Source organism: Nitratireductor indicus C115 (assembly GCF_000300515.1).
GTDB lineage: Bacteria > Pseudomonadota > Alphaproteobacteria > Rhizobiales > Rhizobiaceae > Nitratireductor > Nitratireductor indicus.
In genome coordinates this window covers 64,428-88,976 of the sequence record NZ_AMSI01000011.1, presented here as the reverse complement: position 1 = coordinate 88,976, position 24,549 = coordinate 64,428, and the positions used below count along the sequence as shown (strand labels likewise).

At 61.9% G+C, this 24,549-nt stretch carries 24 protein-coding genes; 11 read left to right on the top strand and 13 right to left on the bottom strand.

The window, feature by feature from the left end; translation table 11 throughout:
* The first annotated feature begins 8 nt into the window (after positions 1 to 8).
* Positions 9 to 488: a F0F1 ATP synthase subunit B gene (locus NA8A_RS16090; protein WP_009451402.1), complete on the top strand. Its 480-nt coding sequence runs from the start codon at positions 9 to 11 to the stop codon at positions 486 to 488.
* Positions 489 to 688: 200 nt separating this feature from the next.
* On the opposite strand, the gene NA8A_RS16085 is transcribed toward NA8A_RS16090, so the two are convergent.
* From NA8A_RS16085 to NA8A_RS16050, 8 genes are all read right to left on the bottom strand, one after another.
* Entirely contained in the window at positions 689 to 1,372 is a 684-nt protein-coding gene (locus tag NA8A_RS16085; RefSeq protein WP_009451400.1) for a ribonuclease HII, read from the bottom strand.
* Positions 1,373 to 1,658: 286 nt separating this feature from the next.
* Complete coding sequence (locus NA8A_RS16080) at positions 1,659 to 2,813, bottom strand: PA0069 family radical SAM protein (protein WP_009451399.1); 1,155 nt, start codon at positions 2,811 to 2,813, stop codon at positions 1,659 to 1,661.
* 317 nt (positions 2,814 to 3,130) lie between these two features.
* Positions 3,131 to 3,682, bottom strand: coding sequence for a molybdenum cofactor biosynthesis protein B (gene moaB / locus NA8A_RS16075; protein WP_009451398.1), 552 nt, complete (start codon positions 3,680 to 3,682; stop codon positions 3,131 to 3,133).
* Positions 3,672 to 4,559 carry a 4-(cytidine 5'-diphospho)-2-C-methyl-D-erythritol kinase gene (locus NA8A_RS16070; RefSeq protein WP_009451397.1) on the bottom strand — a complete coding sequence of 296 codons (888 nt, stop codon included), beginning with the start codon at positions 4,557 to 4,559 and terminating at the stop codon, positions 3,672 to 3,674. Before NA8A_RS16070 ends, moaB begins: the two co-directional genes overlap by 11 nt.
* Before the next feature lie 18 nt (positions 4,560 to 4,577).
* Positions 4,578 to 4,763: an NfeD family protein gene (locus tag NA8A_RS16065; RefSeq protein WP_009451396.1), complete on the bottom strand. Its 186-nt coding sequence runs from the start codon at positions 4,761 to 4,763 to the stop codon at positions 4,578 to 4,580.
* Between the two features lie 48 nt (positions 4,764 to 4,811).
* The gene (locus tag NA8A_RS16060; RefSeq protein WP_009451395.1) at positions 4,812 to 5,696 is read right to left on the bottom strand and encodes a S49 family peptidase; all 885 of its coding nucleotides are present in this window, start codon (positions 5,694 to 5,696) and stop codon (positions 4,812 to 4,814) included.
* A gap of 81 nt (positions 5,697 to 5,777) precedes the next feature.
* Positions 5,778 to 6,578 carry a tRNA1(Val) (adenine(37)-N6)-methyltransferase gene (locus NA8A_RS16055; protein WP_040672826.1) on the bottom strand — a complete coding sequence of 267 codons (801 nt, stop codon included), beginning with the start codon at positions 6,576 to 6,578 and terminating at the stop codon, positions 5,778 to 5,780.
* 4 nt (positions 6,579 to 6,582) lie between these two features.
* Positions 6,583 to 6,819 (bottom strand): putative signal transducing protein, encoded by a 237-nt coding sequence (locus tag NA8A_RS16050; RefSeq protein ID WP_009451393.1) that lies wholly within the window; start codon positions 6,817 to 6,819, stop codon positions 6,583 to 6,585.
* Between the two features lie 170 nt (positions 6,820 to 6,989).
* Here NA8A_RS16050 and NA8A_RS16045 point away from each other — a divergent pair, with 170 nt between their 5' ends.
* Positions 6,990 to 8,003: a polyprenyl synthetase family protein gene (locus NA8A_RS16045; protein ID WP_009451392.1), complete on the top strand. Its 1,014-nt coding sequence runs from the start codon at positions 6,990 to 6,992 to the stop codon at positions 8,001 to 8,003.
* Positions 8,004 to 8,044: 41 nt separating this feature from the next.
* Here the strand turns inward: NA8A_RS16045 and NA8A_RS16040 are convergent, their stop codons facing one another.
* The gene (locus NA8A_RS16040) at positions 8,045 to 8,311 is read right to left on the bottom strand and encodes a hypothetical protein (RefSeq protein ID WP_040672824.1); all 267 of its coding nucleotides are present in this window, start codon (positions 8,309 to 8,311) and stop codon (positions 8,045 to 8,047) included.
* Positions 8,312 to 8,326: 15 nt separating this feature from the next.
* On the opposite strand from NA8A_RS16040, the gene NA8A_RS16035 reads away from it, so the two are divergent.
* Entirely contained in the window at positions 8,327 to 10,444 is a 2,118-nt protein-coding gene (locus tag NA8A_RS16035) for a tetratricopeptide repeat protein (RefSeq protein ID WP_009451390.1), read from the top strand.
* A gap of 127 nt (positions 10,445 to 10,571) precedes the next feature.
* Positions 10,572 to 11,534 (top strand): glycine--tRNA ligase subunit alpha, encoded by a 963-nt coding sequence (locus NA8A_RS16030; RefSeq protein ID WP_009451389.1) that lies wholly within the window; start codon positions 10,572 to 10,574, stop codon positions 11,532 to 11,534.
* A 6-nt stretch (positions 11,535 to 11,540) separates the two neighbouring features.
* Here the strand turns inward: NA8A_RS16030 and NA8A_RS16025 are convergent, their stop codons facing one another.
* Complete coding sequence (locus NA8A_RS16025; RefSeq protein WP_143088086.1) at positions 11,541 to 11,720, bottom strand: hypothetical protein; 180 nt, start codon at positions 11,718 to 11,720, stop codon at positions 11,541 to 11,543.
* Between the two features lie 215 nt (positions 11,721 to 11,935).
* On the opposite strand from NA8A_RS16025, the gene glyS reads away from it, so the two are divergent.
* On the top strand, positions 11,936 to 14,050 hold the full coding sequence (gene glyS, locus NA8A_RS16020; RefSeq protein ID WP_009451387.1) for a glycine--tRNA ligase subunit beta: 2,115 nt from the start codon (positions 11,936 to 11,938) through the stop codon (positions 14,048 to 14,050).
* Positions 14,051 to 14,133: 83 nt separating this feature from the next.
* Here glyS and NA8A_RS16015 read toward each other — a convergent pair whose 3' ends face one another.
* Positions 14,134 to 14,580, bottom strand: a complete 447-nt coding sequence (locus NA8A_RS16015) for a hypothetical protein (protein ID WP_009451386.1) — start codon at positions 14,578 to 14,580, stop codon at positions 14,134 to 14,136.
* A gap of 267 nt (positions 14,581 to 14,847) precedes the next feature.
* On the opposite strand from NA8A_RS16015, the gene NA8A_RS16010 reads away from it, so the two are divergent.
* From NA8A_RS16010 to NA8A_RS16000, 3 genes are all read left to right on the top strand, one after another.
* Positions 14,848 to 15,804 (top strand): L-threonylcarbamoyladenylate synthase, encoded by a 957-nt coding sequence (locus NA8A_RS16010; protein ID WP_009451385.1) that lies wholly within the window; start codon positions 14,848 to 14,850, stop codon positions 15,802 to 15,804.
* Positions 15,805 to 15,822: 18 nt separating this feature from the next.
* Complete coding sequence (locus NA8A_RS16005) at positions 15,823 to 17,238, top strand: FAD-binding oxidoreductase (protein ID WP_009451384.1); 1,416 nt, start codon at positions 15,823 to 15,825, stop codon at positions 17,236 to 17,238.
* 269 nt (positions 17,239 to 17,507) lie between these two features.
* Complete coding sequence (locus NA8A_RS16000) at positions 17,508 to 18,071, top strand: DUF6101 family protein (RefSeq protein ID WP_009451383.1); 564 nt, start codon at positions 17,508 to 17,510, stop codon at positions 18,069 to 18,071.
* 119 nt (positions 18,072 to 18,190) lie between these two features.
* On the opposite strand, the gene ubiA is transcribed toward NA8A_RS16000, so the two are convergent.
* Positions 18,191 to 19,174, bottom strand: a complete 984-nt coding sequence (gene ubiA / locus NA8A_RS15995) for a 4-hydroxybenzoate octaprenyltransferase (protein WP_009451382.1) — start codon at positions 19,172 to 19,174, stop codon at positions 18,191 to 18,193.
* Positions 19,175 to 19,370: 196 nt separating this feature from the next.
* Here ubiA and purD point away from each other — a divergent pair, with 196 nt between their 5' ends.
* The 3 genes from purD (at position 19,371) to NA8A_RS15980 (ending at position 23,755) form a co-directional block, all read left to right on the top strand.
* Positions 19,371 to 20,645, top strand: a complete 1,275-nt coding sequence (purD, locus tag NA8A_RS15990; protein ID WP_009451381.1) for a phosphoribosylamine--glycine ligase — start codon at positions 19,371 to 19,373, stop codon at positions 20,643 to 20,645.
* 461 nt (positions 20,646 to 21,106) lie between these two features.
* On the top strand, positions 21,107 to 22,876 hold the full coding sequence (locus tag NA8A_RS15985; RefSeq protein ID WP_009451380.1) for an acyl-CoA dehydrogenase family protein: 1,770 nt from the start codon (positions 21,107 to 21,109) through the stop codon (positions 22,874 to 22,876).
* A 132-nt stretch (positions 22,877 to 23,008) separates the two neighbouring features.
* A complete protein-coding gene (locus tag NA8A_RS15980) occupies positions 23,009 to 23,755 on the top strand; it encodes a crotonase/enoyl-CoA hydratase family protein (protein ID WP_009451379.1) in 747 nt (248 codons plus the stop codon).
* Positions 23,756 to 23,877: 122 nt separating this feature from the next.
* Here the strand turns inward: NA8A_RS15980 and pdxH are convergent, their stop codons facing one another.
* Entirely contained in the window at positions 23,878 to 24,495 is a 618-nt protein-coding gene (gene pdxH, locus NA8A_RS15975) for a pyridoxamine 5'-phosphate oxidase (protein WP_009451378.1), read from the bottom strand.
* Between the last annotated feature and the right edge of the window lie 54 nt (positions 24,496 to 24,549).

Sequence of the window (24,549 nt, the reverse complement as noted above, 5' to 3'; positions counted from 1 at the left end):
GGGCCATGATGGACGCAACATTCTGGGCCTTCATCGCCCTCATCCTCTTCCTGGCGGTACTGTTCTATTTCAAGGTTCCGGGAATGATCAACAAGGCCCTCGATGGCCGTGCTGATCGCATCCGCAACGAACTTGAAGAGGCTCGCCGCCTGCGCGAGGAAGCTCAGCAGCTTCTGGCTGAATATCAGCGCAAGCGTCAGGAAGCCGAGAAGGAGGCGCAGGACATCGTCAGCGCCGCCAAGCACGAGGCTGATCTGCTCTTGCAGGAAGCCAAGCAGAAGACCGAAGAATATGTGACCCGTCGCACCGCGCTGGCCGAGCAGAAGATCGCTCAGGCCGAGCAGGAAGCCGTGAACGAAGTGCGTGCAAGCGCAGTCGATCTGGCGGTCGAGGCGGCTCGCAGCGTTCTGTCGGAAAAGGTCGACGCCAAGGCCGGCGCCGATCTCTTCAAGACTTCTTTGCAGGAAGTGAAATCGAAGCTGAACTGATCGGCTCTCGGGATTGAAGTTTAAGAACGCCGCCGGTTTCCGGCGGCGTTTTTGTTTTTGCAGATGATGGAGGAGCCGGCCTGGAGCGGTTCATGGTTTCATGGAAACGCTGTTCCGCTCCATCTCCAAATTTCCCGCATTTGTGCGGGCGCCAGATAATTATATCTGATTGCAAAATGCTTTGACGGGAACCAAAAGCGCTAAACGTCCTGCGTTTCGGCGTCGGCAGGCGCATCGACACGCAAAGGCGCAAAGCTCATCCGATGCAGACGCACTATCGCACCATGCTCGGTGAGGGCGGTGCGATGCCGCTTGGTGCCATAGCCCATATGCGCTTCGAACCCATGATATGGCGCGAGCTCCGCAGCTCTGCCCATCATGCGGTCGCGGGTAACCTTGGCGATGATCGAGGCGGCTGCGATGGACTGGCTGCGCTGGTCGCCCTTTATGACGGCTCGGGCCTGACAGGGCAGGCCGGGGGGCACATCGCGCCCATCAGCCAGTGCGAAGAGCGGCGCGGTGCACAGGCCGAGCGTCGCACGGCGCATGGCTTCAAGGCTCGCACGCAGAATATCCGATGCATCGATGCTTGTTGCTGAAAGTGAAGCCACGGAAACGGATATGGCTGTTTCCAGAATGACATCGAAAAGCCTGTCGCGCGCCTGTGCGTTGAGCCGCTTGGAATCGTCGAGCCCCTCTGGCAGCCGGTCCTGGTTCAGGATGACGGCAGCCGCAACCACCGGGCCGGCGAGGGGCCCGCGACCGGCTTCGTCGAGGCCTGCGACAGGAGCAAGGCCGTCTCGCATGAGGCCGGCCTCCATCTGGAAGTCGGGGCGGACCGGCAGGTCGAAAAGAGTGGGAGAATCGGAACGCGAGCGAGCCATGGTGCGGCGATGCTCGCATCGCTTCCGATTCTCCGCAAGAGCTTCCCGGCAAAGGGGCGGATGGGCCGGGAAGCGTCCGCGTCTGCCTGGGGATATGGCCGACGGGAAAGGTGTCCATGTCCGGGTATCCTGCGCGATCTCGCCCACGCTCGGAATGTCCCGTCTTTCAGTATTGATGCGGACGTCCAACGGTTCCGCCATGCTGCAAACGCAGGAGCAACAAGACCGTGGACGCCGCTCCGGGCCGCGGCAGGGAGCAGCCCGGAAACACGAGTAAAGGCTTACGTCAAAGAAGCGTCAGCTGCTCTCCCTCGGGACGCGGTGGCTGGAAGAGGTCGTAGCGCAATTTCAGCCGTTCCTTATTGAGACCAAGCCGCTTGGCAGCGATCTCGAAACGGCGGCCGATCTGCCAGGCATAGGGCCCCGTGCCCTTCATGCGTTTTCCCCATTCGGCATCGTAATCCTTGCCACCGCGCATGGAGCGGATAAGCGACAGGACGTGCCGGTAACGGTCGGGTGCGGAGCGCAGCAGCCAGTCCTTGAAGATAGGGCTCACCTCCAGTGGAAGGCGCAGGATGATATAGCCCGCCTCGCGCGCGCCGGCTGTGACTGCCGATTCCAGAATGCGTTCGATCTCGCAATCGGTAAGGCCGGGAATGACCGGTCCCATCATGACGGAAGTGGGGATGCCCGCCTCGGAAAGCGCCCGCACGGTTTCAAGCCGCCGCGAAGGTGTTGCGGCGCGCGGCTCCATCGTGCGCGCCAGCTTGCGGTCGAGGGTCGTTATCGACAGGGCCACCTTGGCCAGCCCCTGTTCTGCCATACGCGAAAGAATGTCCATGTCGCGCAGGACCAGAGCCGACTTGGTGACGATGCCGACAGGGTGCTTGTGCCTTTCCAGCACTTCCAGAATCTCCCGCATGATGCGGAATTTCTTTTCGATGGGCTGATAAGGATCGGTATTGGTGCCGATTGCGATGGTGCGCGGCTGATAACCGGGCTTGGCGAGCTCCCGCTCCAGAAGGCGGGCGGCATCCGGCTTGGCAAAAAGCTTGGATTCGAAATCGAGGCCGGCCGAAAGCCCCATATAGGCATGGGTGGGGCGAGCGAAGCAGTAGACGCACCCATGCTCGCAGCCGCGATAGGGATTGATCGACCGGTCGAAGGAAATGTCGGGCGAGCTGTTCCGGGTGATGATGGTGCGCGGCCGCTCCACCTGCACTTCGGTCTTGAAGGGCGGAAGTTCTTCGATAGACCCCCAGCCATCGTCAAAGACATGTCGCGAGACCGGCTCGTACCGCCCCGAAGGGTTGATGCCCGCTGCCCGTCCGCGACGCCGCTCCGCGTCGACCCTGATGCCCGACTGTTCGATCATCGTATTTGCCATGGCGGCACCGCCGCCCTCAAAGGCTGTAATGTCTGCGCGAGCGATCTGTTCCATGAAAGCCTCCAAAATAGGCGCTTTCGAAGGGCTGCCGGGCGATACGGGATGAACGTGAAGCACCGTGGCGATGGGCCGTTCGATGAATCTATTCCTATTTCAGGAATGAGAACAAATCAAGAACTTTTCGCGTGAACGCATAAAATTCGCTGGACGCATTCCCATCCTCGATCATGGTTGAGCGGCTGTCGCCTGAAATCCGCCCACGGTCTTACCCATGCCGGAGCACCTGCGATGGGAGGAGCCCGACCGCAACGGAAGGTCCACGGGAAGAGGGGAATGGAGTGGGGACGGAAGACTGGAGGCAGACGGCAGCGTCAGCGCTCCGAAGCGCCGCGCTTCAGATGCTCGGCCAGCCTCGGCATGATCTCGACGAAGTTGCAGGGCATGTGCCGGTAGTCGAACTGATCCTTCAGTATGCCGTCCCATGCGTCGCGGCAGGCGCCCGGCGAGCCGGGCAGGGCGAAGACGAAGGTCTGATCGATCAGACCCGCAGTCGCCCGCGACTGGATGGTGGAGGTGCCGATCTTGTCGTAGGACATGCGGTGAAAGACCTGCGAGAAGCCGTCCATGCGCTTGTCGAACAGCGGTTCCAGGGCTTCCGGGGTCACGTCTCGTCCGGTGAAGCCAGTGCCGCCAGTGGTTACGATCGCGTCGATGGCGGCATCGGCACACCACAAGGTCACCGCCATGCGGATGGCTTCCACGTCGTCGGGCACGATCTTGCGATCGCTGAGAACATGCCCAGCGGCCTCTATGCGTTCGGCAAGGGTGTTTCCGGAGCGGTCATCCTCCAGAGTACGCGTATCTGAAACGGTCAGGACCGCGAAGCGTACGGGAATGAAGAGGCGTTCGGCCTTATCCGCCATGGCTGGCCTCCGCGGCATGGGTGTGGGTCGTCATCACGAACCATTCGGGCCGCGCTTCCTGAAGATGCGCGCCCGCACGCTCGGCCTCGGACTGGGAAGAGAAGATGCCGAAACAGGTGGCACCGGACCCGGACATGCGCGCGGTCGTCGCGCCGTTTCCGGCAAGTTCGTCGAGAATGTCGGAAATCTGCGGCACGAGCTGGCGTGCGGGACCTTCAAGGTCGTTGCGGGCGAGGGAGAGCCAGCTGGTGGCGGTCTCCACGTCGTGAAGCGGTTCGAGTTCGGGAAGGGGCGCGTTGTCGCGGCACTCGAGAACGGAAAAGACGTCGGCGGTGATGAGGGGCAGGTTCGGGTTGACGAGCACCATGGGAAGGGTCGGGAAATGCGGCAGCGCCTCGATCGCTTCGCCAATCCCGCGCGCCACGAGAGGCCGCGCGGCAAGGCACATGGGCACGTCCGCGCCAAGCCTGAGACCAAGCGCCAGCAATTCCTCTTCGCGCATGTCGAGCGCCCAATGGTCAACCAGCAGCCTCAGGGCCGCCGCCGCGTCGCTCGACCCGCCGCCGATGCCCGAGGCGATGGGAAGGTTCTTTTCAAGGTGAAGGCGCACGGGGGCGCGGGCATCGCCGCCGGCCTTGTCCCGAAGCAGATCGCGCGCACGCGCGACAAGATTGTCGCCGCCAAGCGGAACCTGCGCTGCATAATGGCCGGAAACGACGATTTCGTCCTCCAGCGCATCCTCGATCTCGATCAGGTCTCCATGGCCGGTGAAGGCGACCAAGCTTTCAAGCAGGTGATAGCCGTCCTGACGCCGCCCGGTCACGTGCAGCGCCAGATTCACCTTGGCAGGCGCGGTCATGCGGACTGGTGCGCTCATCGGGACAGGCTTTTCGTGTCAGTCCTTGGCAAGCCGGTATTCGCCGGTCTCGGGGTCGAGAACCAGCGTTCCCATGCTGCCATTGGCGGCTTCCTTGCGTGTCCGCTGAACCTTGGCTGTCACCCGTTCGGCTTCGCGCAGAAATTTCCGGTAGCCCCAATAGGCAACGGCGCCCACCACCGTGAAGAAGATCAGTTGCGGCATTTCCAAGCCTCCATCATGCCGTACATTCTATCTGTGCTCTTGCGCGGTTCAAAGCCCGTAACGGCTCCAAAGTGCCTGTTCTTCGGCAGCCTCGATCAGGCCCGAAGCTGCATTGCCGGCAAGGGCCGCACCCAGATCGCCGGCGCCGGCACCGTGGCCGATGCTGCCCAGTATGCCGAGTTTGCGGCCGAAGAGCCCGCGCTGCGGTGTGATGAGGGCGAGTTTTGTCTTGGGTCCATAGCGGTCCTTCAGAACGGAGCGCATGTCGCCGAGCCCATCGACAAGGCCGAGCGACAGCCCGCGCTCACCGGTCCAGAAGGCACCGGTGAAGAGTTCGGGATCGTCGGCGAGTTTGGCGCCGCGCCGCTCCTTCACCATGCCGATGAAGGTGTCGTGAATGTCGAGCTGCAACGCTTTCAGCCGCTCCACATCCTCCTTGCGCTCGGGCTGGAACGGATCGAGAATCGCCTTGTTCTTGCCTGCGGTGTGCACACGCCGCTCGACGCCGATTTTCTTGATCATCTCCTGGAAGCCGAAGCCGGCAGAAACCACGCCGATGGACCCCACGATGGAGGACGGGTCGGCAATGATCTCATCGCCGGCAAGCGCGATCATGTAGCCGCCCGAGGCCGCAACATCCTCGACAAACATGAAGACGCGCCTGTTCTTCTCGGCAGCAAGGTCGCGGATGCGCTTGAAGATCAGCCGCGACTGCACGGGCGAACCGCCGGGAGAGTTGATCGCAAAGGCAACAGCCGGTGCGTCGGGAAAGGCGAAGGCCTTCTCTATCACGCCCGCCGTCGTCGCCAGCGACAATGCCGGGCGCATCGGACTTCCGGAAGCCATGATGGCGCCCGAAAGGCGCACCACCGGAATGGTCACGGCGTTGCCGCGCAGGCTCTTGGGGATCAGTCGGTTGAAAAGGCGTCGCAAGCTCTCGGCGCTCCTGGAATGGACGGTTTCAGGTTTTAATCATGTAGGCATTGATGTTGGCCGCGCAATGGCGCTGCTGTTTCAGCCGGAAAAAAGGCTCGCACGCCCGTTTGCCAGCGCATCGGCCCTTTCCGAAACGCCGCCGCTGGCGGTGTGCAGTATCATGGGGGGCAAGAGCCCAAGGCCTGCCCTGCTGCCCTTGCGCGCCCTGATCACGATGCGGATCGCCGGCTTGTCCGCATCGGGATGCACGGGAACGATCTCCGCTCCCGCAAAACGCCTCTCCATGGCAGCAAGGATGGGGCCAAGCGAGGCGGGTCTGGCGATCAGTGCCAGAAGCCCGCCCGGCCTGGCAATGGCGGCAGCAGTGCGGATCCATTGTTCGAAGAGCCCTTCGCTCATCACATGGGCGGTCCGTTTCAACGCATCGGGTGTGGCGCGGTCGCCGGCATGGTTGAAGGGCGGGTTCATGATCACCGCATCGAAGGTCTCGCGGGTCAGTCCGGCCGCCTCGCGGGCACTTCCCTGAAGGGCGACATCGGCTTCGATCACCGAAAGGCGATCCGCAAGAAAAGAATTGTGGGGAAGGGCGATGCTGCGGCGGGCGCAATCGGCCATCAGCGGATGCATCTCCACGAGGGTGGCGTGCACGCCGGGCAGGCGTGCGGCGGCTGCGAAGCCGGCCGCGCCCGCCCCCGCACCGAGATCGGCCAATGATCCCGAAAAACCTTCGGGAAGGGCTGCGGCAAGCAGCATCGCGTCTATGCCCGATCGGTGTCCATGGCCCAACGGCTGCACAAGACGGAAGGCATCGCGATGAAAGGAATCGACGCTGAAACGATGACCCGGCGGCTCGGCCCCATCGCTCGCAGGCCCCTCCAATGTCCTAGCCATTGTCATTGTCCGGCCGCGTTTCATGCTCGATGCCAGCATCGCGCAGCAACTGCCGCGCTCGTTCAGCTTCCTCCCGATCCACCATGACCCGGCGCGGCAGAATGCCGAGCGACCCCTCAAGAATGCTCATGTTCTGGTCGGCGACGAAGAAGCCTATCTCTGCATCGCGCAGCAGGCTTTCGACGAAGGAAATCAACACAGGGTCGTTGGTGCGGATAAGCTCAAGCATAAGCGCGACGTTGACAGTTTGCCGGAGCGCTGTAAACGACTTCGTGTGGAAGAGTGGGGCGCGCGCATTCGCCGCTTGCCCCTGCGGGGCGGGCAGCACTAAAGTCGCCGGGCTTGAAAGAGGCTCGTGAAGAAAGCCGGCTTACTCTGGCCGCGAATGGAGGTCCATCTGTGGGTGTCGTGTTGAATCTTGATGGAAAGCGGGCGCAGGCGTCGGTTGCGCGTCTTGTGGAACTGACCGCGCCTGAAATGGCGCGGGTCAATGAGCTGATTCTGTCGAAGGCCGGCTCGGATGTCGAACTGATCCCCGAGCTTGCAAAGCACCTTATCGATTCCGGTGGCAAACGCCTTCGCCCGATGGTGACGCTCGCTGCAGCCCAGATGTTCGGCTATTCGGGCGAGGCGCATGTGAAGCTCGCCACTAGTGTCGAGTTCATGCACACGGCCACGCTTCTGCACGACGATGTGGTGGATGAAAGCGATCTGCGCCGTGGCCGCAAGACGGCGCGCATGATCTGGGGCAACCAGGCGAGCGTTCTCGTCGGCGATTTCCTGCTTGGCCAGGCTTTTCGCATGATGGTTGACGTGGGTTTGCTCGAAGCTCTGGATATTCTGTCCGGTGCGGCCTGTATCATTGCCGAAGGCGAGGTCATGCAGCTTGGCGTGGCCAAGAATCTGGACACCACGGAAGATGACTATCTGGCTGTCATCAAGGCGAAGACGGCAGCCCTTTTCTCCGCTGCGGCGGAGGTTGGCCCGGTGGTTGCCGATGCCTCGCGCAGCGACCGTGCCGCGCTCCGTTCCTACGGTACCAATCTGGGGCTCGCCTTCCAGCTCGTCGACGATGCGTTGGATTATGGTGGTAAGAGCAGCGATCTTGGCAAGAATGTCGGCGACGACTTCCGTGAGGGCAAGGTGACGCTTCCTGTCATTCTGAGCTACCGGCGCGGCAGTGCCGAAGAACGTGCTTTCTGGAAGAGTGCCATTGAGGAAAACGAGTGCGACGATGCCGCGCTCGAAAAGGCCATCGGCATCATGAACAAGAACGGCGCCATCGGTGACACGATCGGCCGTGCGCGTCATTTCGGTGAAATTGCCCGCGATGCGTTGGCGCCCCTCAAGCCGTCGCCGCAGAAGGACGCGCTTCTCGACGTGATCGACTTCTGTATTTCGCGGGTTACATAGCATTTTGCAGCCGGGCGGTAGCTCGGCGTCGCATAAATGCGTTAACCGGGAGCTTCATTTTGCAGCCGGGCGGCAGCCCGGCGTCGCATAAATGCGTGACCCGGGAACTTCTCGTAGCCAAGCGGCAGCTTGGTCTTGCGCGCGAGCTTGGCGATCTGAAAAACATCGGTTTTGCGGCGGGCCGGACCCACCTGTCGGATGGGGCGCCATTGATGCGGCATCGCAAAAAGGCCATGCTTGTCTGAAAACAATTCAAAAGATTCTTTCCGTACAATCTCTGCGGATGGATAAATGACGAGGACCAGCATGCAGCGGGAAGATATATGAGAAGGCGCATCACCTCGAAACTGCTGGCGACCGCCGGCCTGGCGGGGCTTCTGGCTCTTTCGGCAAGCGCGGGCTTCGCCAAGGAGAGTGGCGCAGAGGCTGGTGGCGGAACCGAAACGGTTACGATCACGTCGTTTTCCGGCGCGTTTCTGGCGGCGCGTGCTGCGGAAGCCGACAACGATCTTGCCAGCGCCATCGATTTTTACAAGCGCGCGCTCGGTTATCAGCCCGACAACCAGACCATTCGCCAGAGCCTTCTGCTGACGCTGATTGCGGAAGGCCGGTTTGATGAATCCCTTCCCTATGCGGAATCCCTGAAGGCGGTGCCCGAGGTGGAGCGCTTCTCGCGCCTGGGCCTTGCCGTGGATGCATTGCGCAAGGAGAAATATGTCGATGCCGAGGGTTGGTTGCAGCTCGTTCTGGAATCGGATCTCGACAAGCTGATAACCGTGGTCATGACGAGCTGGGCCAAGGTGGGGCAGGGTGAGCCCGATGAGGCACTCGACGATCTCGATACGCTTGAAGGCCCCGACTGGTATTCGCTGTTTCTGAATTATCATCGCGGCCTCATTGCGATCCAGAAGGATGACGATGCGCGGGTGCGCGATGCGTTCGATGCTATCATCACTGTGCCTGGTGCGGCCTCTGCGGCACCTGACACCTATATGCGGGCCGCGGAGGTCTATGCCGCCTGGCTCGCTGGGCAGGGCGAGAAGGACGAAGCCCTCGAAACCCTGGACGATGCCGAAAAATTCATCACCGGTCGCGCGGCAACGCTCATGCTTCGCGAAAAGATCAATGCCGGTGAGAAGGTCGAGATGCCGGTTTCCGGCGTTCGCGAAGGCGCTGCCGAAATCCTGCTCAACATCGCGACTGCTCTGAACAGAGGCGGTGGCGAGCCTTTCGTAAAGCTCTATCTGAACTATGCGCTGGCACTGAATCCCGACAGCGACGACACGGTTATCCAGCTTGCCTCCGTTGCCGAACAGCAGGGTGAGCCGGAGAAGGCGATTGAGCTCTACAAGCGCATCAAGCCGGGGTCTCCGTGGCGCCGCCTCGCGGAGCTCCAGACCGGTCTCAACCTTGCCGATCTCGACCGCCACACGGAGGCGGCGTCCTTCCTCGATGAAGCGATCAAGAAGGAGCCCGACGACATGCGGGCCTATCTCGCGCTTGGCCGGGTCTATGCGGTGCAGAAGGATTTCGCTTCCGCCGCCAAGGTCTACGACCGGGCTGCCGAGAAGCTGGATGATCCGCAACGCGAGGACTATCAGGTCTTCTACCAGCGCGGCATCGCCTACGAGCGGCTGAAGGAGTGGGATAAGGCTGAACCTAATTTCCATAAGGCGTTGGAGCTTTATCCCGACCAGCCCCAGGTGCTGAATTATCTCGGCTATTCCTGGGTCGACATGGATATGAACCTGAAGGAGGGGATGGAGCTGATCCGCAGGGCGGTGGAGCTGCGCCCGAACGACGGATACATCGTCGATTCCCTCGGTTGGGCGTATTACCGGCTCGGCAATTATGAGGAGGCCTCGCGCGAACTCGAGCGTGCTGTTTCGCTGCGCCCCGAGGACCCGGTCCTGAACGACCATCTGGGCGATGCCTATTGGCGCACCGGGCGCAAGCTGGAAGCGACCTTCCAATGGTCGCACGCGCGCGATCTCGATCCGGAGCCTGATCTTCTGGCCGAGGTGGAGACGAAGCTGAAGGAAGGCTTGCCAGACGAGGAGCCGCGCAAGATCGCCGAAGCCGGCGTAACGCCTGAAGTGAAGAACGATGCCTCCAATGGCGCACCTCAGGCTCAGCCCGAAGCTCCCGATCCGGCGGCGGTTCCAGCCAAACCCGAAACGCAGGCGGAACCTGAACCTGAAGCAGCGCCGAAGGAAGAGCCTGCTCCAGCTCCTGCTCAGCTGGAAGACAAGAGTGAGGCTTCGGCTCCGGGCGACATGCAGGACGCCTATGTGGTCAAACGCGGCGATACGCTCTGGTCGATTGCAGCGGAGCAGCTTGGCGATGGAGAGCGCTTCCGTGAAATCCTTTCTCTGAACCCCGCTCTCAAACGCAATCCGGACCTTTTGCGCTCGGGCATGGAAATCCGACTGCCGCGATAAAGGGGTCGCCATATAAGGCAAGGACACAAGGACATCGAGGCTCCGGAGCGCGCGTTCCGGAGCCTTATTTCTTGACGCCTTTCCGTTGGCGCAATAGGACGGGCCGGCATCGACCCGGAGAAGCATTGTGACTGCGCCCAGCACCGATCTGCCGATCACCCATCCGACCCGCTCGTTTCAGGGCCTTATCCTGACCCTGCACAATTATTGGGCCTCGCAGGGCTGTGTCATTCTGCAGCCCTACGACATGGAAGTCGGAGCGGGAACTTTCCATCCGGCCACCACCTTGCGCTCGCTGGGGCCCAAGCCCTGGAACGCCGCCTATGTGCAGCCTTCCCGCCGGCCGAAGGACGGCCGCTATGGCGAGAACCCGAACCGTCTCCAGCACTACTATCAATATCAGGTCATCCTGAAGCCGAACCCGTCCAACCTGCAGGAGCTTTATCTCGGCTCGCTCCAGGCCATCGGTCTCGACATGTCCGTCCATGACGTGCGGTTTGTGGAAGATGACTGGGAAAGCCCGACGCTTGGTGCATGGGGGCTTGGCTGGGAGTGCTGGTGCGACGGCATGGAGGTTTCGCAGTTCACCTATTTCCAGCAGGTCTGTGGCATCGAATGCGCGCCGGTTTCGGGCGAGCTGACCTATGGTCTGGAACGCTTGGCCATGTATGTGCAGGGTGTCGACAATGTCTATGACCTGAATTTCAACGGCCTGGAGGGCGATGCCAAGGTGACCTATGGCGATGTGTTCCTGCAGGCCGAGCAGGAATATTCCCGCTTCAACTTCGAATATGCGAACACTGATCTTCTGTTCCAGCATTTCAAGGATGCCGAAGCCGAATGCCGCGCGCTGCTGGAAGCCGGTGCTCCCGGTGATTCCGACAACCAGCGCCTGCACAAATGCGTCTTCCCCGCCTATGACCAGTGCATCAAGGCCAGCCATGTCTTCAACCTGCTCGATGCGCGCGGCGTGATCTCCGTCACCGAGCGGCAAGGCTATATCCTGAAGGTGCGCGATCTGGCGAAGGCGTGCGGAGAGGCTTTCCTTCTGACCGAGGCAGGTGGCGCAGGACAGGCCGAGGCGGCCTGAGCATCGTTACGAATGGGCAAGAGTTGCACCGCCCTTGAACGGCGGTGCCTGCAAAGGGCTCTGCTTGTCTATTGTTTGCAACGCGCGCCTTATGCCGGAGGGGCGCTCGCCGGCTCCCGGTACCGCCTGGATCGTCAGGCAGGCGCTGAGCGCTATCATGTGCAGCAATGTCGTCGCGGTGGTCATGGTCGTCATTCCGGCGAAATCGGTTTCTCTGAAACATTGGTCGCCCTGACGCGCGATTTGGTTCATCGCCGTGTTTTGCGCTCAGTTGGCCGTTCACGGAGGACTTGTGGCCAAAAACTTCGTTGCGCCGTCGGACGGAAGGTGGGGGAAGGGTGACATTGCGTTGAGGAGTTGCTATTGCCGAGCCGCATCCAGTCTGAATCCAGAGACCCCCAATGCCCGACCTGCTTCTCGAACTCCGCTCTGAGGAAATCCCGGCCCGCATGCAGCGCAAGGCTGCCGGCGATCTGAAGAAGCTTGTGACCGATGGTCTGGTGGAAGCCGGTCTCACCTATGAGGCCGCCACGGAATACTGGACGCCGCGCCGCCTGGCGCTTGACATTCGTGGTGTCACGGCCCGCTCGCGCGACGTGCGCGAAGAGCGCAAGGGTCCGCGCACTGATGCTCCTGAAAAGGCAATCGAAGGCTTTCTCCGCGGCGCCGGGCTTTCCTCGATCGAGGAAGCCGAGGTCCAGACCGATCCGAAGAAGGGCGACTTCTACGTCGCCGTGATCGCGAAGAAGGGCCGTGCGGCCGAGGAAATCGTCGCCGAAATCATGCCGGGCATCATTCGCGGCTTTCCCTGGCCCAAATCCATGCGCTGGGGTGCGGCTTCGGCAAAGCCCGGCAGTCTGCGCTGGGTGCGTCCGCTGCAATCCATCCTGTGCACCTTCGGCCCTGAGACGGAAGAACCGGTTGTGGTCGATTTCGAGATCGACGGCATCCGGTCGGGCAATATCACCTATGGCCACCGCTTCCATGCGCCCGAGGCCATCGCCGTGCGCCGTTTCGAGGACTATTCCGAGAAACTTGAAGCCGCCCGCGTGGTCCTCGATCCCGACCGCCGCAAGCGCATCATCCTGGATGACGCGCGCAATCTGGCCTTTGCAAACGGCCTCGAGCTCGTGGAAGATGAGGGGCTTCTGGAAGAGGTTTCAGGCCTCGTCGAATGGCCCGTCGTGCTGCTCGGGGAATTCGAGGAAGACTATCTGTCGATCCCCCCGGAGGTGATCCGGCTGACGATCCGCGCCAACCAGAAATGCTTTGTCTGCCGCCCGCAGGGCGAGGCGGAAAAGCTCTCTAACCGTTTCGTCATCACGGCCAATATCGAGGCCACCGACGGCGGCAGGGAAATTGCCTATGGCAATGGCAAGGTGGTGCGCGCGCGCCTTTCGGATGCCCTGTATTTCTGGAAGACCGATCAGGCAGACCTGCCGGACCTTGGCAAGCTCTCGGCCTCGGCGCAAAAATTCGGTCTCGACCTCGCAAAACCGCTCGACCAGCGCATGGCGAGGCTCGACCATCTGGGCGTGACCTTCCACGCCAAGCTCGGCTCGCAAGGCGAGCGCGTGGCCCGCATTTCAGGTCTCGCCAAGGCGCTGGCGCCGATGGTCGGAGCCGATCCCCGGCTTGCCGAGCGGGCGGCGCACCTCGCCAAGGCCGACCTCCAGACCGAAGTGGTGGGTGAATTCCCCGAGCTTCAGGGCTTCATGGGCCGTAAATATGCAAGCCTGCAGGGCGAGCATCATGCTGTGGCAGCTGCCATCGAGGAGCATTACAAGCCGCAGGGTCCCAACGATGCGGTGCCGACCGAGCCGGTGGCAATCGCCGTGGCGCTCGCAGACAAGCTCGACATGCTGGCGGGGTTCTGGCGCATCGATGAAAAGCCCACGGGCTCGAAGGATCCCTATGCGCTGCGCCGTGCGGCTCTTGGCGTGATCCGCATCGTGATCGAGAACAAGGTCGCGCTCAGCCTGTCACGGTGGGCCGATGAGGACCTGCTGTCCTTCTTCCATGACCGGTTGAAAGTCTATCTGCGCGATCAGGGCGCGCGCTACGATCTGATCGATGCGGTGATTTCCTCGGATTCCGACGATCTTCTGTTGATCGTGAGCCGTGTCGATGCCTTGTCGGAGTTTCTTGCCACGACCGATGGCGAAAATCTTCTGGCCGGCACGAAGCGGGCCGCAAACATCGTTGCCGATGCGGAGAAGAAGGGCACGAAGATCGCAGCCGCAGTCGATGCAAAGCTGTTCGAAAGCGATGAGGAACGCGCTCTGTTCGACAGTCTGGAAGAAGCCGAGAACTTTGCCGGTCAGGCGATTGCCGCCAAGGATTTCGTCAAGGCCCTGTCCTACCTGTCGCAACTGCGCCAGCCCATCGATGCCTTCCTGGATGGCGTGATGGTCAATGCCGACGACCTGACGGTTCGCGCAAACCGTCTTGCATTGCTTGCCCGCATCCGTCATGCCACCGCGCAGGTGGCGGATTTCTCGCGTATCAGCGGCTGATTTCGAAATAGGTCCGGTTTTGCCGCATTGGCGGCAGGCCGGATGGACCGGCGAATATCACTGAACGCCGGATGGACCGGCCATTATCGCTGGACGCCGGCTGGCCGCATCGGCTTTTTGCCGGCGGTGTTCGCATCTTCGGCGACTTCCTTGTCATCCTTTTCCTTGCCCGATTTCGAACCGGTCTTGCTCGCGGCCTTGGGCTTGGCAGCCGGCATTTGCGCAAGGGCCGGCGTGCTGCTTTTCGTCACGACGCCCCCGCGAATGAGGGCCGGGAGAAAGGCGGGCAGGTGCCGGTGGCGCAACGAAATTGCTTCTGTAATCTCTCCTGGCCGTCCCCGGGCAAGGATCGAAGGTGTCATGTCGCTAGGCTGCGTTTCGTGGGCCGCAACGATCGAGGGCGCAAGTATCGCGTAGGGAAGGCCTTCTTCGGCCTGATTCCATTCCAGTTGCTGGATGGAAGTTTCATGAGCGGAAGCCTTGACCGTGACAAGCAGCAGCAAGGGAATGGCATGGTAAAATCGCGTCATTCCGGTGTTCCCTGATCCGGGTGATCGACCATTTTTCAGGGGCATGGCACGGTCGTTATGACCTCTAGCTTAACACCCAAGGCCTTAACAAATGGGTGACGCGGCTAATCGGATTGCAGGGAATTTGCCTGTTAAGGTGCCCATTGGGTGTGTTTTGCCGCCGAATTCGGGCAGCGGGGGATTTTTGCGCTCTTTCGCGGCTTCTTGAAGCTTGCTCTCACGCGCGGTGCGCGATAGGCAACATGCGCGAATTGTGAGGATATTCCCTTGGCTGAAATCCTGCCGGAGAGCGATGCCCTGCCGCGCGCCGTCGCACTTCTCGATGCGGGCGCTGTGGTGGCCATGCCGACGGAGACTGTCTATGGGCTCGCCGCCGATGCGACGAATGGCGAAGCCGTCGCCCGGATTTACGAAACCAAGGGCCGGCCTCGCTTCAACCCGCTGATCGCCCATGTCTGCGACATGGCAATGGCCGAGCGTTTTGCCGAGTTCAACGCCCTCGCACGCCGTCTTGCCGAGGCCTTCTGGCCGGGACCCCTGACCATGGTGCTGCCGCAAAAACCGCAATCGGGTGTCAGCCCCCTTGTAACGGCGGGCCTCGACACCATTGCGCTTCGCTGGCCGCGCGGTTTCTGCGCAAGGGCCATCGCTGAGCTTGGCCGTCCGGTGGCAGCGCCCAGCGCCAATTCCTCCGGTCGGGTGAGCACGACGACCGCTGAGGCCGTCGATGCCGATCTTGGTTCACGCATCGAGCTGATCGTCGATGCGGGTGCAACGCCGGTGGGCGTGGAATCCACAATCGTGAAGGTTGACGGGAATGGGTTGACCCTTTTGCGCCCGGGTGGCGTGGCGGCCGAGGATATAGAGGCCGCAGCAGGTGTCCGGCTGACGCGCGGCGCAAAATCCATCGAAGCGCCGGGCATGCTGGCCTCCCATTATGCGCCGAACGCCAATCTGCGCCTGAATGCGGGTGAGGTGGCGGCGGGGGAGGCGTTGCTCGCCTTTGGTCCCAGGCGCATTTCAGGCGCTGAAAAGGCAGTCGCTATGCGCAATCTTTCCGAAACGGGGGACCTGCGTGAAGCCGCTGCCAATCTTTTCTCCCATCTCTTGGAGCTCGATCGCTCCGGGGCTGGAACCATCGCCGCCGAACCCGTTCCAGAGAGTGGATTGGGTGAAGCAATCAACGACCGCCTGGCGCGTGCCGCCGCGCCCCGTGATAGCTGAACCGAGGCCGAACCTGCCATGACCATAGACCCCACAGTGCTTGACCGTTTTGTCGCGATCGTCGGGGAGCGTCATGCCCTGCGCGATGCAAATGAGATCGAGCCCTATGTCATGGAGCCACGCGGCCTTTATGGCGGCGCCACGAAACTCGTCCTGCGCCCGGGCTCCGTCGAGGAGATCAGCCGCATCATGCAACTGGCCAACGAGACGCGAACGGAAATCGTCCCGCAGGGAGGCAATACAGGCCTCGTGGGCGGCCAGATGCCCGATCGCGGCGGAAACCAGATCGTCCTGTCCCTGTCGCGCCTGAACCGCATTCGGGAGATCGATGTCGCTTCCAACACCGCGACGGTCGAGGCGGGCGTCGTGCTGCAGGTTCTGCAGGAGGCGGTGGCCGGGAAGGACCGGCTGTTTCCCTTGTCGCTGGGCTCCCAGGGGTCTTGCCAGATCGGCGGAAATCTCTCTTCCAACGCCGGCGGGGTGGGCGCTCTGGCCTATGGCACGGCGCGCGATCTTTGCCTTGGCGTTGAGGTCGTCTTGCCGACTGGCGAGGTGCTCGATGACCTGCGCAAGCTCAAGAAGGACAATACAGGCTACGAGCTGAAGGACCTTTTCGTCGGTGGCGAGGGTACGCTGGGCATCATCACGGCGGCTGTCGTGAAGCTCTTTCCCATGCCCAAGGGGCGGGAACTGGCGTGGGCGGCGCTGCCTTCTCCGGAAGATGCACTGCGCTTCTTCGAAATGGCCAATGAAAAGGCGGGTTCGGCGCTGACCGCTTTCGAACTAATCGAACGGACACCGCTCGCCTTTGCGCTCAAGCATATTCCCGGTGCGGTCGATCCGCTGTCGGAAGAGCACCCCTGGTATGTGATGGTCGAGATTTCCTCCAGCCGCTCCGACGATGACGCCAAGATGCTGATGGAAGAAATCCTGACCGTGGCCTTCGAGGAAGGCTTGGTCACAGATGCGGCAATCGCGCAGAACGAGGCCCAGAGCGCGACCTTCCGCCATCTGCGTGAATCCCTTTCGGAGGCACAACGACCTGAAGGCGGCTCGATCAAGCACGATATCTCGGTTCCCGTCGCCCGGATTCCGGAGTTTCTCGAACTTGCTGGCAAGGCAGTCCAGGGCGTATCTCCGGGCGCCCGTGTTGCTTGTTTCGGTCATATGGGCGACGGCAATCTGCACTACAATGTTTCTCAGCCCGAAGGGGCCGACAAGGAAGAGTATCTGAAGCTCTACCGCCCGATGAATGAGGCAGTCCACGCCATCGTGCGCGAACTGGGCGGCTCGTTCTCCGCCGAGCACGGGATCGGCACGCTAAAGCGCGACGAACTGCTTGCAACCCAGTCCGGGATCGCCACCGATCTGATGCGCCGGATCAAGAAGGCATTCGATCCTGCCGGCATTCTGAACCCGGGCAAGGTCATCTGACCCGCGGATAAACGCATATGCAGCCAGCGGCCGGTGCGGTTGACGTGCCGGCCTTTTTATTAGCCGACATTTACGCTTTGACGACGCTTCTTGCCAACTCGTTACACCTGGTTGCAAATCGCTAACCACTTGGATGATCAGCAAAATTTAACCGACTTTCTAAGCCCGGCGGTAACAAGCCCGCGCTAGGGTAGCTCCCATAACGAGGCCGAAAACGGCCCGAGGGAGACCGGAACACCGGCTCTCAGGAGTGACAGGAAGGCTTAACAATGACGATTGGGCTCAAACCAGTCTGGGCGGGACGCGCGATGCGCCTCGACCCGCTTCGTCTCCCGCAGGCGGTCAACTATGCTTCGCTGGACGATTTTGGTGAGGTGAACTTCACGATCGATGCGCGTGGCGTGCGCATGCGCCGCGTTTTGAATCGCAGCGGCCTGCCGGTGACATTTGCGCTTCCGCCGCGGGCTTTTCGCGGCATTGCGGCGCGGGCCATCGAGGATGAGTTCGGTGAGGTGACGGTGACGCTGGAACTGCATCACGTCGATCCGATGCTGTGCGTGCCTCTGCTGGTGGCGGATGACCTCGACGATGTTGCCGCTGACTGGCGCGCCTGGTCCGAGGCCTATCATCTGCCGATGTTGATGATCGAGGCGGATGGCATTGCCTATCCGTTGGAGGACACGATTGGCGAAGTGAAGGCCGCTGCGCCGCACGATCGCCGTCAGGGCCGCCCCGGCCGGACCCGTCGTCCGCGCTTTCTGGCGCGTCGCAAATGCGGCAGCCTTGGTGTGAGGGTGATGATCGAGGGCGAGGAAATCATTGCGCGGGGCTAAGCATTTTGCAGCCGGGCGATAGCCCGGCGTCGCATAAATGCGATGAGAAGACCCAGTTTTGCAGCCGGGCGGCAGCCCGGCGTTGCATAAATGCGGTGCGTGCGCCCTCGCTTGGAGGCTCAGAATTGCGGGCTTATGACCGCCCAGACACCGCCACCGATCAGCCCGAGAAAGATCAGCCATCCGACGACGTTGTTGGATCTGAAAAGCACAAGGCACTGATCGGGGTTGTCGATGTCGAGAACCCGGATCTGGCGGGCCATATGCGCACCGGCGGCAACGAGGCCGGCAAGTGCCGGCATAGGCACTTCGGCGAGTGCGAAGGCGACGGCGAAGAAAAGCAATGCCCCGCCGTAAAGGGCAATCAGCCATTGCTTGGTGCGGCTGCCGAACAGCCGGGCCGTCGAACGCACGCCCACCAGCGCATCGTCCTCCTTGTCCTGATGGGCGTAGATCGTGTCATAGCCGATCACCCACAGGATGGACCCGCAATAAAGAAGCAGCGGCGACAATGTGAGCTCGCCGAAATGGGTGGCCCAACCCATCAGCGCACCCCACGAGAAGGCGAGGCCGAGAACGAATTGCGGCCAGTCGGTAAGGCGCTTGGCAAAGGGGTAGAAGGCGACGATCGCCAGCGATCCGAGGCCGAGCGCTATCGCGAATGCATTGAACTGGATGAGCACCAGCAGGCCGGCCAGCGCCTGCGCGACAAGAAAGCCCCACGCCTGCCCGCGCGATACCTGTCCCGAGGGCAGGGGGCGCGAACGCGTGCGTTCCACCGCTGCGTCGATCTTCTCGTCGACGATGTCGTTATAGGTGCAGCCGGCGCCGCGCATGGCCACCGCGCCGATGAAGAACAGGAAGAGGTGCCAGACGGAGGGCATGACCGACAGAATGTCGGCGCCAGGCCTGGCATGTGCCGAGGCGGCAAGCGCCGTCGACCACCAGCACGGCCACAGGAGCAACTGCCAGCCTATGGGGCGATCCCACCGTGCAAGCTGCGCATAGGGCCACACGGCGCGCGGCAGGATGCGATAGACCCAATGGCCGGAAGGCGCATCGTGAACGCGGCCGCGGCCTTGGCGGGACTGGATCTGTTCCATAAGACGCCTTTCCTGTCCGTGCACTTACCGTGCAGGGAGTGGCAAGGCGCGCGCCTCGCGTCAAGCTTTTCTCCGCAATTGCCCGTTTCGGACCGCGATAGGGAGGCAGAACGGGGGAAGTTGCGCCGCGCATCTTGACCTAGCGCCCGTTCGGCCATAGCCGGAAGCGACATCGAACCAGCAGGGATTTCAGAGCATGAAGGTTCTTCTCATCGGATCGGGTGGCCGCGAGCACGCGCTGGCCTGGAAACTGGCCGCTTCTCCGGTGTTGACCAAGCTCTATGCCGCGCCGGGCAATCCGGGCATCGCGGCCGAGGCTGAATGTGTTGCGCTCGACGTCGCAGATCATGCGGCTGTCATTGGGTTCTGCAGCGAAAAGGCGATAGAGCTGGTTGTCGTGGGGCCTGAGGCTCCGCTGGTGGATGGCCTTGCCGATGCGCTGGCCAAGGCCGGCATTCGGGTTTTCGGGCCGAGTGCTGCTGCTGCCCGGCTCGAAGGCTCCAAAAGCTTTACGAAAGACCTGTGCGACCGTTACGCGATCCCCACCGCAGCCTATGGCCGCTTTGAAAATGCGCTGGCCGCCAGGGAATATATCCGCGACCATGGCGCTCCCATCGTCATCAAGGCGGACGGGCTTGCCGCGGGCAAGGGCGTCACTGTTGCAATGACCGAGGATGAAGCGCTCAACGCCGTGGATGCCTGTTTCGACGGCAGCTTCGGCGAGGCCGGTGCTTCCGTGGTCATCGAAGAATTTCTGGAAGGCGAGGAGGCGAGCTTCTTCTGTCTGTGCGACGGCAAGACCGCGCTTCCCTTCGGCACGGCGCAGGACCATAAGCGTGTCGGTGAGGGCGATACCGGCCCCAACACCGGCGGAATGGGAGCTTATTCGCCGGCGCCGGTCCTGACGGACGCGCTTGTCGAGCGCGTGATGCGCGAGATTGTCGAACCCACCATGAAGGGCATGGCTGAAATGGGTGCGCCTTTCGTGGGTGTACTTTACGCGGGCCTGATGCTGACGGCCGACGGCCCCAAGCTTATCGAATACAATGTCCGGTTCGGCGATCCCGAATGCCAGGTGCTCATGCCCCGGCTGAAGGAGGATTTGCTTCTGTTGATGAATGCCGCTGTCGATGGCCAGCTTGGCCATATGTCGGCCCGCTGGCGCGACGAAACCGCATTGACCGTGGTGCTGGCGGCAGAAGGCTATCCGGCTAGCCCGACAAAAGGCACGGTCATTCGCGGGGTCGACGCGGCAGCCGAGGAAGACGACGTGGTGATCTTCCATGCCGGAACGGCCCTTAAGGATGGCGCGCTCGTGGCAAATGGCGGGCGCGTTCTCAATGTCACGGCGCTGGGCAAGACGGTAAGCGAGGCGCAGAAGCGCGCCTATGCTGCCGTCGACCGCATCGACTGGCCGCAGGGCTTTTGCCGCCGCGATATCGGCTGGCGTGCAATCGAGCGCGAGGAGTAGGCGCTCCATTGCGCCGTTTTCCGCATTTATGCGGGGCGTCAGCCGGCGACACTTGGTTGCAAAATGCTCCAGCTATCTTCGGGCTCGAGGCTCAGGAAGCCAGCCTTGGGGATGATGGCATGGCATCCATGCACGCGCAGAAAAACGAGAGGCGTTACCGCCGGTTTGCGGCGTTGCCATATGGGCGGTGAGCTCAACTCAGCTGTTCCCGCGGTTTCTCTATCTAATCCCCAGCCTTGTCCCCGAGCCGCTTGCGCCGCCTCTGGAGTTCTTCTCTCGGAGCGCGCGCAATGAGGATGCTGCACGATGGGTCACAGCCCGGCGGTCTTTCCCGCCCTCACCAAACCCGCAAAATTTGAATTGACGTTTACGTAAAAAGAAAATAGCGGATCAGACCTTAGCATGGTGGCGAGCGGGGTGCTTTGCCGCTAATTTGCCGCCGTTCTCAGGAGGAATGCACCATGTATCAGGCTCCCATCGATGAAATCGCCTTCACCTTAAAGCATGTGACGGGCTTTGCCGCAGATCTTGAGGCAGGGCTTTTTGGCGATCTCTCGGAAGACCTGGTGGATGCGATTGTAACGGAAGCTGGCCGTTTCACGGCTGAGGAAATCGTGCCTTTGGCCCGCATCGGCGACCAGAAGGGCGCCGTGCTCAAGGATGGTGCGGTCACCACGCCGCCAGGCTGGGCTGATCTTTACCGCCGCTGGTGCGAAGGCGGCTGGAACGGGCTGACGGGTCCCGAGGCCTTTGGCGGTCAGGGTCTGCCGACCCTGCTTTCGGTTGCAGCCTTTGAAATGTGGAATTCGGGCTCCATGGGTTTCGCCATCGGCCCCACGCTGACCGTTGGCGCCATCGAGGCGCTTGAGCGTCACGCGACCCCACAGCTGCAGCAGAAATATCTCGAAAAGCTCGTTTCCGGCGAATGGATGGGAACGATGAACCTGACCGAGCCACAGGCCGGTTCGGACCTGAATGCATTGAAGGCGCGCGCCGAGCCCGCAGGCGATGGAACCTATCGCATCTTCGGCCAGAAGATATTCATTACCTATGGCGAGCACGATTTCACCGACAACATCGTGCATCTGGTTCTGGCGCGGCTGCCGGATGCTCCGGCGGGAACGAAAGGCATCTCTCTCTTTTTGGTGCCGAAGTTCTTCGTCAATGAAGACGGTTCATTGGGAGATCGCAATGACGTGTTCTGCGCCTCCATCGAGCATAAGCTTGGCATCCACGCCTCTCCCACATGCACCATGATCTATGGCGACGGGAAATTCGGCGATACGCCCGGCGCGGTGGGCTGGCTGATCGGCGAGGAAAACCGTGGCCTCGCCTGCATGTTCACGATGATGAACAATGCCCGCCTCGCGGTCGGAATGCAGGGTGTCGGCATCGCAGAGGCCGCAATGCAAAAGGCGATCGCCTATGCTGCCGAGCGCCGCCAGGGCCGTGCGCCCGGTTGGTCCGGCGAAGGCATGAGCCCGATCATCGGGCACCCCGATGTCCAGCGAATGCTTCTGACGATGAAGGCTGAGACCCAGATGGCGCGCGCCATCACCTATTGCTGTGCCCATGCGCTGGATCGCGCGCGGATCGACGAAGGTGAGGAAGCCAAGGCCTGGCAGGCTCGCGCCGACATCTTGACCCCGATGGCGAAGGCGTTCTCCACCGATGTGGGCGTGGATGTGGCTTCGCTCGGCGTGCAGGTGCATGGAGGCATGGGGTTTGTCGAGGAAACGGGCGCTGCCGTTTTCTATCGCGATGCCCGCATCGCCCCCATTTATGAAGGCACGAACGGCATTCAGGCCATTGACCTCGTCGCCCGAAAGCTCACGCTGGGCGGTGGCGAGGCGATTGCCCGTTTTCTTGCCGGCTTGCGCGAAGATCACAAGACTGTCGAAGCGGCATCGGGCCTTGGCGCCACGGCCAGGAAACTCGCCGCCGCGCTCGACGATCTCGATGCGGCAACGGCTTTCCTCATCGAAGCGGTGAAGTCCGGCGACATGGCGACAGCGCAGTCGGGCGCAACGCCTTATCTGCGTCTCTTCTCGCTGGTTATCGGGGTGGCCTTCAACGCGAGGGCGGTGGCTGCAAGCGGCGACGAGGCGCAAGGAGTGCTGGTTCGCTTCATGGCCGAGAACCTGCTTTGCGAGACCGGCGGGTTGAAGGATCGTGTCCTGAACGGCGCCGGCAGCATCGAGGCTGCGGCCGAACGGCTTCTCCGGCTCTAAAAGACTTTTGCAGTCGGGTGGCATCGCCTAAAGCCCGCACAAACGCGGAAGAACAAAAGATGGAGCGGTTCGGCAGTTGCTCGAAACACTGAACCGCTCTGAAATTGTTTCAACGGGAGGGAGGACCCGTCCATGAGCGAACATGTTCTGGTGGAGCGCAGCGGTCCGCTCCAGGTGATCCGGCTCAACCGGCCGGAAAAGAAGAACGCGATAACGCGGGCCATGTATCTGGACATGAAGGCCGCGCTCGAGGAGGGCGATGCGGACGAAAGCGTGCGCTGCCACGTCATGCTGGGCAGTCCGGGCGCTTTTTCGGCGGGCAACGATCTTGCCGACTTTCTGGCCGTCGCCACGGGCGGTGAGGGTGGACAGGAAGTCTACGACTTTCTTCTGACGCTCGCATCCTGCCGAAAGCCGCTGGTCTCCGGCGCCGATGGCATCGCGGTGGGCATCGGAACCACCATTCATCTGCATTGCGACCTGACGCTTGCCACGCCACGAACCGTCTTTTCCACGCCTTTCGTGGACTTAGGGCTGGTTCCGGAGGCGGCATCGAGCCTGCTCGCGCCGATGGTCATCGGCCATCAGCGGGCCTTCGCGCTTCTCGCATTGGGCGAGGGGCTGCCAGCCCAGGAGGCCAAGGCGATGGGGCTTATTCATGGAGTGGTGGAGCCGGCCGAGCTGGAGGGCGAGGTTTTCGGCCTTGCCGACCGTCTTGCCGCCAAGCCCCCCGAGGCTTTGCGCATCGCGCGCGATCTCATTCGCGGGCCTCGCGAGCATGTTCTCGCGCGCATTCGCGAGGAAGCCGTTCACTTCATGGAGCGGCTGAAATCCGAGGAAGCCCGCTCGGCATTCATGGCTTTCATGAGCCGGAAATAGAGCTTCCGCAGTCAGGGGATCGCCCGACACTTGCGTAAATGCGGGAAACCGTGTGGCGTCCTGTACAAAATCTCGACGCTCCCCGGTTTCCCAAAACCCTGCGGTTCCCAAAGCCCTGCGGTTCAGGGATAAAGCCGGGTCGTTTCCCACGCGCCGTTTTCGCCGCGGTTGAACACCAGGCGGTCATGCAGCCGGAACGGACGGTCGTGCCAGAATTCGATCGTTTGCGGCAGAATGCGGAAGCCCGACCAGTGGGAGGGGCGCGGAATGGAGCCGACCGCGAATTTGGCGGTGTACTCGGCCACCGCCTTTTCAAGCGCAAACCGGCTTTCAAGCGGGCGGGACTGTTTCGAGGCCCATGCGCCGATGCGGCTGCCGCGCGGGCGGCTGTCGTAATAGGCATCGGCTTCCGCGTCGCTCACCTGTTCCACGGGGCCACGCACGCGCACCTGCCTGCGCAGGCTCTTCCAGTGAAAACACATGGCGGCCTTGCCGGCACTCAGAATCTCCTGTCCCTTGGCGCTTTCGAAATTCGTGTAGAACACGAAGCCGCGCTCATCGAACCCCTTGAGAAGAACCATGCGCACATTGGGCATGCCATCCGGGTCGACCGTCGCGACCGCCACCGCATTGGGGTCGTTCGGCTCGGATTGCTTGGCGTCTTCGAGCCATTCCGCAAAAAGCCTGAAAGGTTCATCGCGCTGCGTGAAGTCACCGGATTTTAACGTTTCATCAATCATCATGCATGCCTGACGTATCGAGTTTCACGGGGAGAATGCCGATTGCGGGCGGCA